This window comes from Thermostichus sp. MS-CIW-37 (assembly GCF_054060065.1).
On record NZ_JBSSCV010000003.1, the window covers coordinates 145,052 to 162,272 of the forward strand.

14 protein-coding genes are annotated in these 17,221 nt (G+C 58.6%); 4 read left to right on the forward strand and 10 right to left on the reverse strand.

Annotation, left to right across the window (positions count from 1 at the left end; translation table 11 throughout):
* Positions 1-54: 54 nt before the first annotated feature.
* Positions 55-1,431 carry a (Fe-S)-binding protein gene (locus ACVWYZ_RS02780; protein WP_457465896.1) on the reverse strand — a complete coding sequence of 459 codons (1,377 nt, stop codon included), beginning with the start codon at positions 1,429-1,431 and terminating at the stop codon, positions 55-57.
* Between the two features lie 255 nt (positions 1,432-1,686).
* Between ACVWYZ_RS02780 and ACVWYZ_RS02785 the strand changes: the two genes are divergently transcribed.
* Positions 1,687-2,007 (forward strand): hypothetical protein, encoded by a 321-nt coding sequence (locus ACVWYZ_RS02785; RefSeq protein WP_414331146.1) that lies wholly within the window; start codon positions 1,687-1,689, stop codon positions 2,005-2,007.
* Positions 2,008-2,020: 13 nt separating this feature from the next.
* Here the strand turns inward: ACVWYZ_RS02785 and ACVWYZ_RS02790 are convergent, their stop codons facing one another.
* Positions 2,021-3,901 carry an AMP-dependent synthetase/ligase gene (locus ACVWYZ_RS02790; RefSeq protein WP_457465898.1) on the reverse strand — a complete coding sequence of 627 codons (1,881 nt, stop codon included), beginning with the start codon at positions 3,899-3,901 and terminating at the stop codon, positions 2,021-2,023.
* A 623-nt stretch (positions 3,902-4,524) separates the two neighbouring features.
* On the opposite strand from ACVWYZ_RS02790, the gene ACVWYZ_RS02795 reads away from it, so the two are divergent.
* On the forward strand, positions 4,525-5,259 hold the full coding sequence (locus ACVWYZ_RS02795; protein ID WP_457465900.1) for a protein-L-isoaspartate(D-aspartate) O-methyltransferase: 735 nt from the start codon (positions 4,525-4,527) through the stop codon (positions 5,257-5,259).
* Here the strand turns inward: ACVWYZ_RS02795 and ACVWYZ_RS02800 are convergent.
* A complete protein-coding gene (locus ACVWYZ_RS02800; protein ID WP_414332228.1) occupies positions 5,256-5,996 on the reverse strand; it encodes a glycerophosphodiester phosphodiesterase in 741 nt (246 codons plus the stop codon). The two genes, ACVWYZ_RS02795 and ACVWYZ_RS02800, sit on opposite strands and share 4 nt — an antisense overlap.
* A 447-nt stretch (positions 5,997-6,443) precedes the next feature.
* Between ACVWYZ_RS02800 and ACVWYZ_RS02805 the strand changes: the two genes are divergently transcribed.
* On the forward strand, positions 6,444-6,629 hold the full coding sequence (locus tag ACVWYZ_RS02805; RefSeq protein WP_414344512.1) for a hypothetical protein: 186 nt from the start codon (positions 6,444-6,446) through the stop codon (positions 6,627-6,629).
* Positions 6,630-6,633: 4 nt separating this feature from the next.
* Here the strand turns inward: ACVWYZ_RS02805 and ACVWYZ_RS02810 are convergent, their stop codons facing one another.
* The 4 genes from ACVWYZ_RS02810 to ACVWYZ_RS02825 form a co-directional block, all read right to left on the reverse strand.
* Entirely contained in the window at positions 6,634-7,119 is a 486-nt protein-coding gene (locus ACVWYZ_RS02810) for a peroxiredoxin (RefSeq protein WP_238376979.1), read from the reverse strand.
* Positions 7,120-7,334: 215 nt separating this feature from the next.
* On the reverse strand, positions 7,335-7,793 hold the full coding sequence (locus ACVWYZ_RS02815) for a GNAT family N-acetyltransferase (protein ID WP_457465902.1): 459 nt from the start codon (positions 7,791-7,793) through the stop codon (positions 7,335-7,337).
* Between the two features lie 1,294 nt (positions 7,794-9,087).
* Positions 9,088-9,843: a precorrin-2 C(20)-methyltransferase gene (locus ACVWYZ_RS02820; protein WP_457465904.1), complete on the reverse strand. Its 756-nt coding sequence runs from the start codon at positions 9,841-9,843 to the stop codon at positions 9,088-9,090.
* Positions 9,844-9,855: 12 nt separating this feature from the next.
* Positions 9,856-10,269: an STAS domain-containing protein gene (locus ACVWYZ_RS02825; RefSeq protein ID WP_457465906.1), complete on the reverse strand. Its 414-nt coding sequence runs from the start codon at positions 10,267-10,269 to the stop codon at positions 9,856-9,858.
* A gap of 296 nt (positions 10,270-10,565) precedes the next feature.
* Between ACVWYZ_RS02825 and ACVWYZ_RS02830 the strand changes: the two genes are divergently transcribed.
* Entirely contained in the window at positions 10,566-15,440 is a 4,875-nt protein-coding gene (locus tag ACVWYZ_RS02830; protein WP_457465908.1) for a translocation/assembly module TamB domain-containing protein, read from the forward strand.
* Here ACVWYZ_RS02830 and ACVWYZ_RS02835 read toward each other — a convergent pair.
* From ACVWYZ_RS02835 to cobU, 3 genes are read right to left on the reverse strand one after another with little or no spacing between them, the layout of a single operon-like run.
* On the reverse strand, positions 15,409-16,002 hold the full coding sequence (locus ACVWYZ_RS02835; RefSeq protein ID WP_414358000.1) for a hypothetical protein: 594 nt from the start codon (positions 16,000-16,002) through the stop codon (positions 15,409-15,411). The genes ACVWYZ_RS02830 and ACVWYZ_RS02835 overlap by 32 nt on opposite strands.
* Entirely contained in the window at positions 15,999-16,478 is a 480-nt protein-coding gene (locus tag ACVWYZ_RS02840) for a CRR6 family NdhI maturation factor (protein ID WP_414358003.1), read from the reverse strand. The genes ACVWYZ_RS02835 and ACVWYZ_RS02840 overlap by 4 nt, the downstream gene beginning before the upstream one ends.
* Before the next feature lie 37 nt (positions 16,479-16,515).
* A complete protein-coding gene (gene cobU / locus ACVWYZ_RS02845; RefSeq protein ID WP_457465911.1) occupies positions 16,516-17,073 on the reverse strand; it encodes a bifunctional adenosylcobinamide kinase/adenosylcobinamide-phosphate guanylyltransferase in 558 nt (185 codons plus the stop codon).
* Positions 17,074-17,221: the final 148 nt, after the last annotated feature.

Genomic DNA, 17,221 nt, shown 5'->3' on the forward strand with positions numbered 1-17,221 from the left:
GGGAGGCTATGTTGCGCCAGGTTACGCCAGCGCGACCGGAAATCCAGGATCCACTCAACCGGTTGCCTCGGCTACCTCTGCCTGACCCGAAGAAGTCCCTGTAGCTTGTTCGCGAAAGCGTCGCGCAGCGGTAAGGGCGCGATCCAACAATTCCATCGGGTGATAGATGGGGATCCCGGCTTTGCCCTGTAGGCGCAGATGTTTCTGGATTTGTAGGCGGCAGCCGATATTGGCGGAGACGATCCCCTGGGCGCCGGTGTTGAGCAAGTTCGTCACCTTCTGGGATCCCAGCTCATCCGCCACCTGGGGTTGCAACAGGTTATAGACGCCGGAGCTACCGCAGCAAAGGGCGGCATCGACGGGATCCCGCAGCTCCAGCCCCGGGATTTGCCGCAACAGGTGTCGAGGTTCCTGGCTGAGCTGCTGCCCATGCAGCATGTGACAGGCATCCTGGTAGACCAGCACCAGGGGTTCCGGCTGCAGCGGGTGTAGGGGAGCCGTTAACCCCACCTGAGCGAGAAACTCCTGAATGTCCTTGACCTGGGCGGCAAATCGGGCTGCCTTCTCTTTGTAGTCGGGATCCCTGGCCAATAGGTGGCCATAGTCTTTCAGGGTATGTCCGCAGCCGGAAGCGGTGATCAGAATGGCATCCAACTCGTAATCGGCAAAGGCATCGATCATCTGGCGGGCCAGGGTTTCCGCCTGCTGCAGTTGCCCTTGATGGTGGGGCAAGGCCGCACAACAGCCCTGGACAGGCGGGATCACCACCTCACAGCCGTTGTGGGTCAAGACGCGAATGCTGGCCTCATTCACCTGCGGGGCAAACAGGCGCTGCACGCAGCCCAAAATGAGTCCCACCCGAAAACGGCGTTCTCCCACCGCCGGGATCCGCTCAGGGTAACGCTTGGGCAGCAGTTGCTCCACCTCCAGGGGGGGCATCAGGGATTCCATGGCCGCCAAACGCGGGGAGACCTTTTCCAGACCCTTTCGGATCCAAGCGCCGATCCCCATTTTTTGGTACAGCCAGAGAGGCCACAGCAGCGGTTGCAGCCGCTCCGGGTAAGGAAACACCGAGAAGATGAACTGGCGGTAAAGCCGATCCCAAAAACTGCGGGAGTAGTTGCGTTCGATTTGCGGGCGGGTGGCGGCAATTAAGCGGTCATATTGCACCCCCGATGGACAGGCCGTAACACAGGCCAAACAGCCCAAACAACTGTCGAAGTGGGAAACCGTAGCCGCAGAAAGGGCGATCTGCCCCTGGTTGAGGGCATCCATCTGATAGATCCGCCCCCGCGGCGAGTCCGTCTCTTTGCCGATGACACGGTAGCTGGGGCAGGTGGTCAGGCAAAACCCGCAATGCACGCAGGCATCGATCAGCTTGGGATCCGGGGGATCCACGCCGTCAAAACTTGGCCCTTTGGATACGTTCATCGGCCTCTAGCTCTCAGCACAAAAGCCTGCTGTACAGACTCAATCTTGCCTTTTGGCTTGTTTTGGGGTTTTGGAGGTGCCCCCGTTTCCTGCATCTTAATCCGGGAACAAAGCGGCTGAGGCGTTCTATCCAGATCCAGACGCTCCTTTCGTCCGTACTACCCTGAAGAAGGGACTCCCCGGACGGATTCCCTCTCAATCGATCCCTCGTTAACCCTCTTCGAGTTGTCTGTGCTCTGCACAGCACGGAGTGCTATGAAAGTGCAACACCTCTTCACCTCAGCTCTTGTGGGCGCAGCCCTCTCCAGTTTGAGCCTGCCCACCGCCGCTCTGGCCCAAGCCAACCTGCGGGAACTCCCTCCAGACCTGGCAGAACAGCTCACCACAGAGCAAATTTTGCAAGCCTGCGCCAACAACCAAGCAGATACTTTGCCCAGCCCTTTCCCGGATGTGGTGCCAAGCGATTGGGCCTACAAGGCAGTGCTTACCCTCTACTACTGTGGAGCCTACCGAGGGGCCATTCCACCGGAGCAATTCCGGCGCTACTTGGAGCAACAACGGGGATCCCAAACTTAGGCGGGCCTGCACCTCAAGCCGGATACATCTCTTGGATCAGATGGGCATAGCGCTCGGCCACCGGATTGCGCTTGATCTTCAGGGTCTGGGTCATGAGGCCGTTTTCCACGCTCAGCGGCTCCGGCAAGAAGCGAAAGTCGCTGACCTGCTCGTCGGGCCGGTAGCCAGGGCGTTCTTGGATGCGGCGGCGCACCTCCTGCAAAATCAAGGTGCGGATCTGGGGCTGGGCCAGCAGCTCGGCTTCCTCAGCCGGGATCCCTTGCTCGGCAGCCCAGGCTTTGAGGGCATCGAGGTTGGGGTAGATGAGGGCAGCCAATTTTTTTTGGTCTTGCCCGACGATCACGATCTGACTGATGTAAGGAGACTGCAGACAAGCATCTTCCAGCGGCTGGGGCTCGATGTTCTCCCCATTGAGTAGGACAATGACATCCTTGGCTCTGCCGGTGATCACCAGTTGCCCGTCGGGGGTGAGCCAGCCCAGATCCCCGGTTTCAAACCAGCCGTCGGAGCTGAGCACCTTGGCAGTGGCTTCCGGGTTGTTGTAGTAGCCCATCATCACCTGCGGGCCACGGGCCAGGATCAACCCCTTTTGGCCGGAGGGCAGGGGCTGTCGAGTTTCAGGATCCACAATGCGAAACTCCGTCCCCGGCAGAGGGGGGCCAGCCGTACCGCGCACATTGTTGTCTGGACGCCGCGCGCACAACACCGGCGAAGTTTCGGTGAGGCCGTAGCCATTCAAGATGGAAATGCCCACCACCTCGTAGAACAGATCCAAGTAGGCAGGCAGGGATCCACCGCCGCTGATGGCATGTTGAAAATTGGGGCCCAACGCCCGTCGTACCTTGCGGTAGATCAGCACATCGGCCAATCGGTGCAGGGGCCAGAGCAGCCAATGTTGCAGGCGAGCCTGCAGGCGCACCCAGGGGCTGACTCCGTAATGCAAAATCGACTGGTTGCGAGCTATCCGTCCAGAGAGCACATGGCTCTCACTCACGGCCATCAGAGCGCGGATCAGCCGCTGCATCAGGGGGCTTTTCTCTTTGAATTGCCGTTGGATCCCTTCATAAACGGTTTCCCAAATCCGCGGCACTGCCACCAGAAAATGGGGGTGCTCCTGTTGGAAATCTTGTTTGATAAAGCGAGGGCTGGTATAGACCAGCATGCAGGCACGGCTGAGGAGAAAATACTCGCAAGCCCGCTCATAGGAGTGCCAAGTGGGCAGAAGGGTCAACACCTTATTCCCCGGCTGTGGCTGTACAACCACGCCCAAGTTTTCCACCTGGTGCATCAGATTGCCGTGGCTGAGCATCACCCCCTTGGGCCGACCGGAAGTGCCGGAGGTGTAGATGATGGTGGCCAGTTGGGATCGCTCCAGCTTTGGGGGTTGGTAGGTGTGTTCCCGACCCTTTTGCAGCCATTGGGAAAAGTTCAGCACCCCTGCTTCCTGCTCATCGGAAAGCAACAGCAGCCGTTCCAGGCCCAGCTCCTGCACATCCGGCCGGATCCGCCTCAGGGTCTTCAGATCCTGAGCAATCAGGGCCGTGCTACCGGAGTGGCGCAAGATGTAGCCCAGCTCACTGGGATCCGCCACAGCGCTGCGGGGCACATTCACAGCTCCCGTGAACATCGTGGCCAGATCGGCCATCAGCCAGCGGGGGGAGTTATCGGCAAAAATGGCCACCCGATCCCCCGGGCAAATGCCCAAAGCCTGCAGGCCAGCCGCCAGGGTTTGAATGCGGCGAAACAGCTCTCCATAAGACATCTCGAAAACTGGCTGCGCGTGGGGATCCCGTAGGGCAACCTGACCGGCAAACTCTTCCGCCAGCACTTGCCAGACGTTCAGCAGCGTCGTCTCAGGGGCAGTGGGAGTAGCAGAAGCGGCAGCAGTTGTCATAGATCTGTACCGTAAATTACGTTTACAGTCTATTAAACCCAGCCTCTCTCCCCAGGTGTCGCTAGGACAGTTCCCAGCCTGTCACCCCATTCACCATCTTCCCCTTGCGGGGAAAAGGTAGGGATCAACACTATAAAATCTTGCGCTGGCAGAACCAGGGTGGTGATTGCTCGCCCCGGCAGATTGCGCACAAAACTTTACAATTTTGATCAAACCGGATCCCATATCTCCCATGGGGATCCCGGCTGTGAGCTTCATCTGAAGTTCCAGAAGGCCACGCAGGATCAGAACAAAGGCTCTTGGGGGTTTTGTTTCGCTTTTTCCATCTTCCCATTCGGCAACAATCTCTTCATCAAGTGGTGAAGTTTTGCCAAAAGTGAGCCAGGATTGGGGTAGGGCTCCACAGGCATCTTTTCCCTCACCCTTAGCTCTCTTTCAATTTCAATGAAAGAGACAGGGTTAAGCCATCCTCGCAGTATGTAGCAATTGTTTTCTGCCTCGCCGACAAAGGGAAGAGGCAGGCGGGGATCCATAAGCCCATAAAGCAAACAGCTGCGGTGTTATCCACAGCTTGAGCAGAGTCCAGATCTGAGCAGCTCATCGTTTCTGGAGGTTGTGTATCGGTGATCAACCCATTCTCATCCTTCCGGTGGAGACATTCTTCTCGCTCTCCAGCTGGGATCCCAGAAGTTGAACCTCAGCCCCCAGACGCTTCCGATCCTTTTGCTTCCCAACGGGAGCAGATGGTCAAGAAACAGCTCATCAAACGAGGGATCCGAGATCCACGGGTACTGGAAGCCATGGGAAAAGTGCCGCGTCACCTTTTTGTCCCCTCTGATCTGCGGGATCGGGCCTACAGGGATTGCCCTCTGCCCATCGGCTATGGCCAGACCATTTCTCAGCCCTATATTGTTGCTTTTATGACAGAAGCTGCTCGCCTCACGCCTGAATCGGTGGTGTTGGAAATCGGCACCGGCTCCGGCTATCAGGCGGCTGTTTTGGCAGAGCTGGCCCGGCAAGTGTATAGCCTGGAGCGTCTGTCCCCATTGGCTGCTCAAGCTCAACAAACCCTCGCTGCCCTGGGCTATGGCAACGTGGAAGTGCGTCAGGGGGATGGCTACCAAGGTTGGCCAGAGCATGCTCCCTACGATGCCATTCTGGTGACGGCAGCGCCCCCAACTGTGCCCATGGTGCTGCTGGATCAACTGGCGGTGGGGGGCACCTTGGTGGTGCCGGTGGGAGAAAGCCCTTCGGACTCCGGTGCCCAGGGATCCCAGTCCTTGCTGATCCTCTGCAAAACAGCCCAAGGATGGGTTCAAAAAGGGGCTTTTCCGGTGCAGTTTGTGCCCATGGTCTAGGGTTTTGCCCCCTCTACTCCTGCCAAAAGGTGGGCGCGAATTTGCAAAGCCAATTGGGGACGGTCGGTAATCAACCCTTGAACAACGGGATTTTGTCCTACTGAGCCGGCAAATGGCTGCAAGCACAACTTCATCACTTCAGGATCGTTCACCGTCCAAACGTACAGAGGGATCCCGGCCTGTTCAGCTTCAGCCAAGAACTGCAAGTTCACCCAACTGTAGTGGGGGGCCAGAAAATCCGCTCCCAACTCCCGGCAACGGGTAAGTAAAGATCCCTTGGCTTGCTCCTCAGCCTTTGCCTCGATCAACAGGCCAACCTTGGGTTGCGGGGACAAAAGCGTTTTAACCCGCTGCACCACCTGAGGCAAAAAAGAGGTGATCACAAATTCTTCGGGGGTCAAAATATCGCTAACGAGGGCAAGGACTTGTTCCTCATAGCCTGCTTCTTTGAGTTCGATATCGAGGGTGATCTTGCCCTTGATATGTGACAGGGTCTCTTCAAGAGTGGGAATCGTGGGTTTGCGGGCCCGAATCTCGGCCCAAGTTAATGCGGCCAAAGGCTGTCCATCCAAATCGGCATCGTGAACAACCAGTGGGATCCCATCTCGGCTACAGCGCACATCCAGCTCAATTTGCTCGGCCCCCACCTCAATAGCGGCAGCAAAAGCGGCCAACGTGTTTTCCTCGGCGTGGGTGTGCTCCCCACGGTGGGCGACAATCTGGGTGTAGGGGAGCATGTCAGCACCTCTGAAGCGGGGTTGAGTGCCAGGTTGCGCAGCTCTATTATGATTGGCTCTCGGTGGTTCAGAAAGGGATCCCAGCAGGCGACACTCCCCCAGCGGAAGCGATAAGCTAGGAGAGCATGACTCTAGTCAATAATAAGCTCAACTATACTGAAAATAATGTATAATATGTTCAGTACGGATTACTACCAGTTGATCTTTCTGTTTACTTTCGAGTCTGCCAACATGGTAGCCAAAGCAAAGCAGAAAATTGGTAGTAAGACGACACGGAAACTGCGCTTTGGGTATTCTACTCAAAGCTTTGCGGGATACCGCCATTCTGTTTGGACTCCGTCCCGCTAACGCGAATGGAAACAAACAGAATGCTATCGCTGCATAGTTGAACAGTGATGTTCAGCAGTGTTCAGCGTAAATGTATCAGTCAATTAGGTCTCTGAAGCTATGGACGCCGCCGAAATTGCCGCCTTGAAAGAGCGCATCAAGCTAATCCGCGAACGCCGGCCAGCGGTAGCCAAGCTGTTGGAAAAGCCAGACTTGGGCAGCTTGCGCGTGGATGTCAACCAAGCGCTGGAGGAGATCGACGAGTTGCTCTACGAGTTCGAGCAGACTTTTGGCCCGGAAAGCTAGAGGGCTAGTTCCTGATAAGCTGCTGCAACTGGGCCAGAACCTCAGCACTGTGGCGGCTGGGGTTCACGATTGGGTCGATTTCTCGCAAAATCCCCTCCGGGTCGATCAAGAACGTATTGCGCAGGGCAACATCGCCCATCCAGGAGCCGTAAGCTCGACTAACCGTACCATCGGGATCCGACAGCAAAGGAAACTGTAGCCCCTCTGCCGAGCAAAAGCGCCTGTGAGAGTCCACCGAGTCGGCGCTCACGCCCACAACCTGTGCCCCCATGGCCCGGAACTTGGGCAAATCTTGCTGAAAGCGGCGGGCCTCAATCGTACAGCCGGAAGTGAAGTCGCGGGGGTAAAAATACAACACCACCCACTCCCCCCGAAAATCCGCCAGCCGCCGTATTTGCCCGGATTGATCTGGCAATGCGAACTCCGGCGCAGGAGAACCTATTGGCGGGAGAGGAGTAGTTCCCCACTGGGCCCAGGCAGGCTGAGTCATCCCAAAGCCCACAAGCAGGCCCACAACCAATCCCATGAAAACCCTGCCCAATTCCCTCATTGCCCCTCCGAGACCTCTCTAGAACCCATCTCTAGTTTACATAACTTTATATGAGTCCAGGAACTCGCCTCACTGCGCAGAAGCAAGCCAGCGGGGTGGGAAGCATCTCCACTCTGCCAGCTCAATGTTGCCGCTTTGCCAATTCCTTTGCCAATTCAAGGTAACCACTTGCAGAGCAAAAGCTGCGGAGGGATCCCCAACCATCGCCAGAGTTGAGCGGTGCGTTCGATGGGGGTATAGCGCAGTTGAGCGTACAGTTGCCGCGCGGGGAGATTGTCTTCCAATACGTGCAGATGCAAACAGCGGTAGCCCCACCCTTTCGCCACCCCTTCAGCACTGAGCAAAAGCAGACGAGCAATTCCTCGCCGCCGCCAGCCGGGCAGCACCGCCAAGTTGGAGAGGTAGGGATACTTCCCGTGGGCTGTGACCCGCAAAGAGATCTCGGCAGTGCCCACCACTTCGGATCCCACCGCAGCTGCCAGACAGCAGTAGTAGGGATCCCTTGCGGCCAGCCTGAGGCGCAACTCTTCGCGAATGCCCAGCTTGCGAATTGGGTAGATCCAGCGTTGCAGACCTGAGGGGGGATGAAAAACCTGGGCTAGAACTTCGGCCAAGGGATCCAGATCATTCGATGTAGCTGGGTAAACTACGGGGGAAGGCAACACAGGTTGAGATAGGGCAACCGCAAGCATTCTCCTTATTTTCCCAAACAACTTGCAAACAACAAAACAATAAGTGGTGACCCCCACGGGGAGCCACCACTGAACCGGTAGAACTTGGCCACAGGGAGGAAAACCACCCCTGCCGACGCGGACTAACCGCATCCAAGACTTAACTAAGACTTATTCAGTTGTCTTAACTTGTTTCCAATTTCTAGGCCAGCGCCAGTGGCCGCTCCGACACCAGAATCCGACTCTGAGGTTTACGATGAGATCTCCAGATCGCTAAAACGGCAGGCTGAGCCGTTGATGCGATAGATATCATCCGTGATGGGCTGGTAACCCACTTCCACCAGATCGGACTTGGCAGGAGCGAATATGCGGACAACTGCTCTAGCAATCTTTGAGAGAAAGGTAAACATAGCAACCTCCTGAAAGTGAGAGTGAAACTATGAACTGAGAGAACCTCGAATTGCTAAAGCCCGCAGTCCTTGTCCCACTGAGCGCTGGTTCCGACTCGCAGAGCTTGCAGGTTGAGAGCACCTGAACCTGATCACCGATTTTCCCACCCTGACTCGCTCATGAATGGAGACTCAAAATAGCCGGCTGAGCTTGTTGATCTGGCAAAACCACTTTTATTTGAGGATTATTTGAGGAACACCTAGAGCGCTCTCTCACTTTCCCAGTGGCTTGTGCAGCAAGCCCAACTGCTATCTGCCTAACTCCCTTGTTCTGCTTTGAGGAAAACCTGTCGTAGGTACCAGGTGCTCTGCTGAGCGAGACAACCACTTCTCAGGAGAGTCTGCCGAAGCAACGGATCGGAAGCTTGGATCAAAGCGTTGACCGACAGAGAATTTTGGACTTGAATTTTGGATTTGAGTCAGTCGAGAGGCGGTGCCTCGCATTTGAGATGGGGATGAGATATTATCCTCCTCGCCTGAATCACTACATTCATAATCTAACCTATAGCCGATCCCTCAACCCAGGTTGGCAACTATTCTTAACAGGTCGGATCATTCCTTTAACTTGGTCTTTTCATCTCTTTTTGATGTAGGTCAACGCAAGGATCCTAAGGATGCTGGACTGGGTTTCCTTGACATCTTTCCGGCACAAGATACCTGCTTTTTTGGGGAAACAAGCCGGCTCGGTACGGGACTTAAGCTCAATGGAAACACACGCAAAAAAACAACGACCAACCCCTGCTTCGGGCTTAATCGCCGGAAGGAACTCATTCCCTATCCTAGAAAACTCATTCCAGCTGTAGCTCGTTTTCCAGGTTAAGAGAATCTTGATTTCGGGGCCAAGAACGCAGGATCAGCAGGGAAAAGTAGGGGGGCTGGTAGTCGGCCAGTCCTTCCAGGGTGGGGAAGAGGGTTTGCTGGGGCCAGCCGGCCCAGACCACTAAGCTGGCCTGTTGCAGCCAACCTCTTTCGGCCAGCCACTGCCAAACCTGAGGGTAGACAGAGGCCACTTTCATGAGGACGACTACCTCAGCCCAGGCGCAAGCCTGCTCCAGTTCCGAGAGGGCGAACAGAGCCGGTAAAATCGCCAATTTCTCGGAGCCGAGCACCAAGGGGGATCCCAGGGCAGCAGCAGCGGCTAAGGGAGAGCACACCCCCGGTATGGCCTGGATGGGCAAGGCGGGGATCCGCTGCCGCAGGGCTTGGGCCACGTAGGCGAAGGTGCTGTAGAGGCCCACGTCTCCCTCACAGATGAAGGCGACATCTTCTCCCCTTTCTAGGAGTGGGGCTAGTTGCTGGGCAGCCACTCGCCAGGCAGCTTGCAGGACTTCCGGCTGGGTGACAAAGGGCAGGCGAAGCGGCAAGAGGGTTTGTTCCGGTCGCAGCCAAGGGCGCACAATCTGATAGGCCAGGCCCGGCTGGCCGGCGGCATTTTGGGGACAGGCCACCCAGTTGACCGTGCTGAGGATGCGGGCTGCTTTGACCGTGATCCAGTCGGGATCCCCTGCTCCAGCACTGATCCCCCAAAAGGTTCCCAGACCCATACTTATTACGTATCAGGCGGTCTCTGTACTGCCCGTACTTCCTTCCTTCAGGCGATCCAAGGCTTCCTGCAAGGAGTTGCGCAAAGATAGGAACTTCTCCAGGCGCACCAGTTTCACCGTTTGGGTAATGCGGGGGTTGCTCACCACCTGAAAGATACCTGCGCGGCCCTGCACCAGCTTGGCCAATTGCACCAGGGCGCCGACGCCAGAGCTGTCGATGAAGTCGATCCCTGTCAAATCCAGGATCAGGTTAGGGGATCCCTCTTCCAGGTATTTGGTGACCACCTTAACAAAGACCGGCTCGGAAAAGGCATCCAGAAGGCCGGTCAGGTGAAAGACCTGGCAGTTTTCCAGCGCTTCGTGGCTGCCGCGCAAGCTGACCGTCAGAGATAGGGGTTCCGGAATGGCTCTTCTCCTTTCAACCATCTCGACAGAAGGGAACACCTGAGAGAGGCCCCAAGGTGGGTTCAATCTCGGGTGTGGAGATAGCTTAGCATCCCCGTTCTCTTCGCGAGACGGTATTTTTCCGCTGGGTCTTTGGGGGAATTACGCCTGGGAGCAGGGATTTCTTCTTTCTGTTCCCTCGTGGCAAGCCAGGAGTCCTTGGGTAGGATGGGGGCAACTGTGCCGGCAAGGTCGGCCCGCAGTGCACGAATGGCTTTTGGGAGCCTGTCAGGTTTTTAAGGGGTAGGCGGTTGGGAGAGGATCACCAAGATCCAAAGATGCAGCAGCAACGATTCAACCTTTCCCCCATCACTCTAGCTGGGGTGGGTTTGGGCTTGACGGCTGCCGCCTTTGGTGCCGCCTGGGGAACAGGGATCTACCTTCAAGATCACGTGCTGCCGCAGGTGGAAGCAACCCTCTCGCAAGCGATGCGCCGGCGCGTGGAATTGGGGGAGGTGAGGTTTCTGGCCCCCTGGCAGGTGAGCTTGGGAGAAAGCCGCGTTGAACATCTGGCCAGTATCGGCTCCATCGACCTCAGCCCTGATTTCTGGACTTGGCTGCAGACGGGTCAGTGGGTGCTGAATGTTACCCTAAACCAGCCACAACTGCTGCTGATGGAAACGCTGGATCGCGGCTGGGCGGATGTTCAGTTTCAACTGCCCGAAGGGGAGGGATCCCTGCCCTTGCATGGGCTGAACATCCGTTTGCGCCAGGGATCCCTGACGGCCATCCCTTTGGTGGGGGAGCGACGCCAGTTTGATCGGCTGCAGGGCCAGGTGCAGGTGTGGCTGACTCACAATGCCCCGCCAGGAGAGGAGGATCTTTTCGGGGGGCGGGCCAGTTTCCAGGCGACGGCACGGTTGCTCCCTCGGGAGGGGGAGGGGGGGTACCCCCTGCAGCTCAGGGGGGTGGCGGATTTTGCCCAGGCTTCCGGTTCGGTGACGCTTTCTGCGGCTCGTCTGCCTTTGGATCTCTTGCCCAGTGTGGTGCCGGCGGCCCCTTTTGCGGAGGTGCAGGGGGAAACTGGCTTGGATCTCCAGGTGCTCTGGCGGCGGGATCAACCGCTGGAGTTGACGGGGCAGGCCCAGGTTCAACAGGCTCGGCTGGATCTGGAGATGCTGCCGCATCCCTTTGAAGAGGTGAACGGCTCCGTTGGCTTTACCTTGCAGGGGCTGGAGCTGCAGGGAGTCAGCGGTCGTTTGGGTCAGCTTTCCTTCACAGAGCTGAAAGGCCCTGTGGACTGGAGCCAGGGGCAGGGGTTTGGTTTGCAGGCGGAACTGGTGCCGGCCAGTCTTCAACAGATCCAAGAGACGTTTGACGTGACTGGCCTGCCGGTGGCGGTGGAGGGGGTGGTAGGGGGATCCGTAGCGGTCACTGGAGCCTTGGATCAGCCGCAGATCCGGGGACAGTTGCGGGGGCTTTCGCCGGGGCGGGTGGATCGCCTGCCGGTGTCGGAGTATGCCTTTGGCTTCCACTTTGCAGATCAAACCTTGACTTTTGAGGCAATCGACCTAAGGGCGGCGGGGGGTCGCATTCAGGGATCCGGCCAATTGCAATGGGCTGCTGGCTTGGCGGGCCAGTTCCAACTGCAGGTGACGGGGATGGATGCGGAGCAGGTGCTGGCTTTCTACGGGGGAGACTTGCCGCGCCGGGGCGCTCTTCCTTGGGTGGGGCCGGTTTCCGCGCAAGTGCAGGTGACGCTGACGGGATCCCAACCTCAGGTAGAGGCCACCTGGGCAACCCAAGGGGGAGAGATCGCCGGAAGAGGGCAGCTCCAGCTCTTGCCAGAGGCTGACGGTTGGGTGGTGGAGGTGCCTCAGGCAGTCTTGGCTGTAGAAGGAGGGCAGGCGCAGGTGGCGGGGCGGTGGGCAGGAGGGCAAGTGCAAGCCCAGGTGAGCCCCCAGAATGTGCCGCTGGCTTTCTTTAACCCCCAATGGACGGGATCCCTCTCAGGAGCCCTCACGGCGCAGGTGAACACGGCTGAGGTGTCGGAGCTGGGCTTTTTGGGGGCGCTGCGGGCGCAGGGCTCGGTGATCCTGTCGCAGCCTCTGGGAGAGGCAAGGGGCCAGGTGGCCTGGGATGGGGCGGGCCTAGTGATCCAAGAAGGTGAGATCTTGGCCGACGCAACTCGGCTGGCCGGCATACGGGGGCGGATCCCGGTGGATCCTCAAACCCTGCAGGTGGGATCCCTGGATTTGGCCTTGGCTGTGGATGGGGTTTCCTTGGCAGAAGTGCCCGGCCTGCCACCCTTGGTGGAGGGGGTGCTGCAAGGTTCGGGGCAGATTCGGGGATCCCTGGACAACCTAGAGGTGGAGGGAGAGGCTCGGCTCCAGGGCCTCAGCATAGCAGGAGTTGAATTTGAAGACTTGGCCGGATCCTTCCAGGGGTCTGCTCGAGGGGTAGAGGTGGATCTCCAGGGACAGCAGGACAGGCTGGCGTTGCAGTTGGATCCCCAGTTGCAGCCTTTGCAATTTCAAGTCCGGCGAGGGGAGGCGGAGGCAGTAGGTCAACGACAGCAGGAACAGCTCCAGGTGACGGTGAATCGGCTGCCGCTGGCTTTGCTGGGGGGCTTAGCTGCCGGGCCGTGGGCCAGCCTACAGGGGAACCTCGATGGGGAGGTGGCAGTTGACCTGGCGAGTGGTGCTGCCCAAGGACGGGCTGCGGTAGCGGATCTGCAGTGGGGAGGGATGAAAGTGCAGGGCTTCTCGGTGGATTTTGACTACCAGACTGCGGGCGACTCCGGCTCTCCCCGGCTGACCATTGCTCAAGCCCAACTGGATTTGTTCGAGAGCACCTATACGGCTAGGGGCACCTTAGAGCTGCCTGCAACTCTTCTGCAAGCCGGTTTGGATCCCACCTTGGCGGCTCTCGCTCCCCAAATTGACCTAGAGATCAGCACCCATCAAGGTCGGCTAGAAGATATCATCTCCGCCTTCAAGTGGCGGCAGTGGCGCGACCTCACCACCCGGGGTTTCCAATTGCCCCCCTTGGGCCCTGCCTCGGTGTTGGAGACCGATCCGGTTGGTTTGCCCAACCATCCTCTCCTGGAGCAGCTAGAGTACTATGCCCAGATCCTGGCCGCCCACCTGGAGACTCTGGCCAGCCGCATGGATCCGCTGTTCGCGTCAGCGGTGCGGAGCACTTTCCCGCCGCCCACGAGTCTGCGAGGGGAGTTTCAGGGCAGCTTGAGTATTGCCGGCAACCTTGCCCAGCCCCGTGTCAGCTTTCAACTGGAGGGCCGGAATTGGCAAGCCGAGGAGTTTGGCATTGAAACCCTCACTGCGGTCGGCAGCCTTGTCGTTCCCACAAGCGGTGCGGAGGGAGCAGTGGTGCTGGAGCCGCTGCTGTTGCGCAGTGGAGAGCGGCAAGCCCTGTTCTCCGGCAGGCTGGGCCTAGAGGAGCAGTCGGGATCCCTGCAAATTCAAGGATTTCCTCTGGCTTTGCTGGATCGCTTCTTGCCGGAGGAGCTGGAGCTGCAGGGGGATCTCAACCTGGATGTGGAGCTGGCCGGCAACCTGCGGGATCCCCGTGCCACCGGATCCCTGACGGTGGTCAACGCCCAGATTAACCAAGTGCCCCTGCGGGAGGTGGCGGGACAATTCGACTACCAACAAGGACAACTGCGCTTGAAGAGCACTCTTCTCGCCAACGGCGACGAGCCAATCCGCATTGCCGGCTTGGTGCCCTACACCTTGCCCTTCGCCGATCGCGACAGCGGGACGGAGTCCTTAGTTCAAGCCAAAGAGGATCAGATCGACCTGAGCTTACAGGCTGAGAACGGCGGCCTGCGCTTGATCAATCTCCTCACCGACCAAGTGCGCTGGGAAGGCGGCCAAAGCCAACTGGAGCTGACCATCCGCGGCACCTTACGAGAGCCCAGCCTACAGGGGAACTTGAGCGTCAACTCCGGGATCCTCAAGCTGGCAGCCCTACCGGAACCCATCACCGACCTGACAGGCCAGATTGCTTTTAACCTCAATCAACTGCAAGTCCAGGAGCTGCGCGGACAGTTGGGGGAGGGATCCCTGGTGGCCAGAGGCGTTTTGCCCATCAACTCTCGCGGAGCTTTGCAAGAAGGAGAAGCTCTGCAGCCGCTGAGCCTGCAGCTCCAAGGGATCCGCCTGAACTTGCCCAATCTCTACACGGGCCGCCTGGAAGGAGAAGTGGTGGTGGGGGGGCTGCTCCTGCGACCGTTGATTGAAGGTCGTTTAGAGGTTTCCGAGGGGATTGTGGATGTAAGCCCTCGCCCTGAGCCACCCACCGCAACAGAGGCGGCTGAGGACTCTGCACCGCCGACGTTCGCGACAGCCCTACCCTTTTGGCAGCCGCGGTTGAATGGGCTGGAGCTGGCCTTGGGATCCCGGATCCGGGTGCAGCGGCCTAACTTGTTTGAATTCAATGCTTCCGGCACCTTGCGCCTTTTCGGCACCCCCCAAGATCCGCGCCCGGCAGGCACCATCACTCTGGAGCGAGGCCGGGTCAGCCTGCCCATCGCCAACTTTCGCTTGGATCGCTCCCGCCCCAACACCGCCACCTTCGACTTGGACAACCCCTTTGATCCCTTCTTAAACCTGCGCTTGATGACCCAAGCCTTCGAGGTGTACCGCTTCCCCCAAGATCTTTCCCCCTTCGACACCAACCGCAACCTGCCGGGATCCCAGCAGAGCATCGATATTTTTGCCACGGTCAACGGGCGGGCCAGCCAACTTGCCGAGGCGGATCCCCGCAATGGAGTTCTGTCCCTTTCCAGCAGCCCCAGCCGCTCCCCGGAAGAGATCGTCGCCCTGTTGGGGGGAACGGCTTTGGCCCAACTCAATCCAGAGGCAGGGGTGGCCGGGCTGGCGGGAACGGCCCTGCTCAGCGAGCTGCAGGAAGCTCTGCGGGATACCCTTGGCCTGGATGAAATTCGCCTCAGCCCCATCCCCCAGATCGATACCCGCGCTCCCAACCGTTCTTCAGTGGGGCTGGCCTTGGAGGTGGCCCGAGATCTGGGGCCGGCCACTTCCCTCTCGCTGCAGCGGAACTTGACGGATCCCTTCCAGCCCACCCGCTACAGCGCCCGCTACCGCTTCAACGAGCAAACCCTCACCCGCGCCAGTACCGATTTTGAGGGCAACAATGTCATTTCCATCGAGTTTGAGACCCGCTTCTAGCAGGATCCGCTCCGGCCAGATTGAAAATGGTTTTACCAGCGTCGCAGAGCGATAGAGCATCTGTATCCCAAAGGATCTGGCCATCAGGAGCCATCCTCCCCAACACCGGCATTCCCACTTGGGCTGCCAGGCGTGGGATCAAAGCTGCATCCAGCTCTGCCAAAGCCTGGGGATCCCCAGTTTCGGGCAGGGATCCAACCAGCACCCATCCCAAACCACGGGCCCTGGCTTGGCGTAACAGGGCGGCAAAAGCAGCACCTTGGCTCAGGGCGGCCTCCCGTTGCAACGTCAACAGCAAGCTCAACCCCCACGCATGGGCTAGATCGGCCCAGGTTTGGCCTGGCCCTATGGGATCGGCAACGCTGCCCGGCAAAACCAGTAGGGGATCTCTCTCTCCTGCCCACTCGGAGATCTGTTGCCAGAGAGCCTTGAGCTGAGCTTCCGAAGGGGTGGGATCCACACTGAGCCGGCCCCAAGGGCGTTGAACCACCTGCTGCCAAGCGTCGGCCACTGCCGTAGCTCCCGGGATCCCTGGCCAGGTGTCGGCCACCATCACCTTCATGGCTCTGCCTCCCACAGGGCGAGAAACTCCGGCTGGATCTCGAAGCCAAACACCAAAGCCATATCCCGCAGCATAGAGGCGGATCCCAGGTTCTGCTGCTTGAACCACCGCATCAACACAAAGATCTTCTGGTAGACGAAGATCTCCAACGCTTCTGGGTTGTAAACAATGCCCTCCCGAGGGTTGAATTGGTGGGGCACCATCATAGCCGCGTAACGGGCCAGTTCTCCTTGACGCCAATTGAGGAAGTAGGGCATCCAGGGGTAGACCGTATCCCACCGAATAAACCACAGGCGCACCTCCGGGATCTCGGACAGCTCCCGCGGATCCTCAGGGCTGCGCGGCCAATCGATGGCGCATTGCACCTGCTGGGCAGCACGCACGGGATCCGCCATCAGGGTTTTCACCAGCTCATGGCCGGGGGTGAGATCCAGAGTTTGAATGGCCTTGGCGGGAAGGTAGAAGGTAATCGGCACAGCGACACGGCTATCTGGCTTGCAAATGCAGCTTATCTCAGCTCTGTTCCATCTTGCCTGCCACCGGGATCCCCAGGCGGGTGAGATCGAGGGCAAAACCTGCCGTTACCAAAAACACTTGGTCAGCCAGAGGAGCCAGCCTTTGGGTGAGTTCTCCCATCCGATCCCGAAAGCGCCGCCCCATGGGATAGGCGGGCACCACCCCCCAGCCCACCTCTTCAGACACCAGGAGGATCTCCCCTCTATGGCTTTGCAAGGTTGCCAAGAAGGATTGCACCAAGGGATCCCATTCTGAATAGGGACAGTCTAGGCCCTGCGCCACCCATCCCCCCAGCGAATCCACCAGCGCACAGCAGGGCTGGGGTAACTTTTGCAGTTCTGCCCCCAAGTCCCTCCCGGTTTCCCAAGTCTGCCAACTGGAAGGCCGCCGTTGCCGGTGCTGTTGAACGCGCTCTGCCCATTCTGGATCCGTCTTGGGATCGGGTTTCGGCCCGGTAGCCAGGTAGACAACCGGCAAGCCCGAAGCCGCAGCCAAACCCTCTGCCAGCCGGCTTTTGCCGGAGCGCACAGGGCCACAGATCAGCACAATCGACATTACGCTGGAAATCCACTGACGCTTGAGATTAACCTAACAACAGCGCACTTGAACTTCAGCTAGAAATCGCAGGAGCCCCGCACTGTACCCGTAGGGTCAGTGTCGGGAGGAATGCGGAAGTTATGATAGAACCATGACCCAAGTCCTG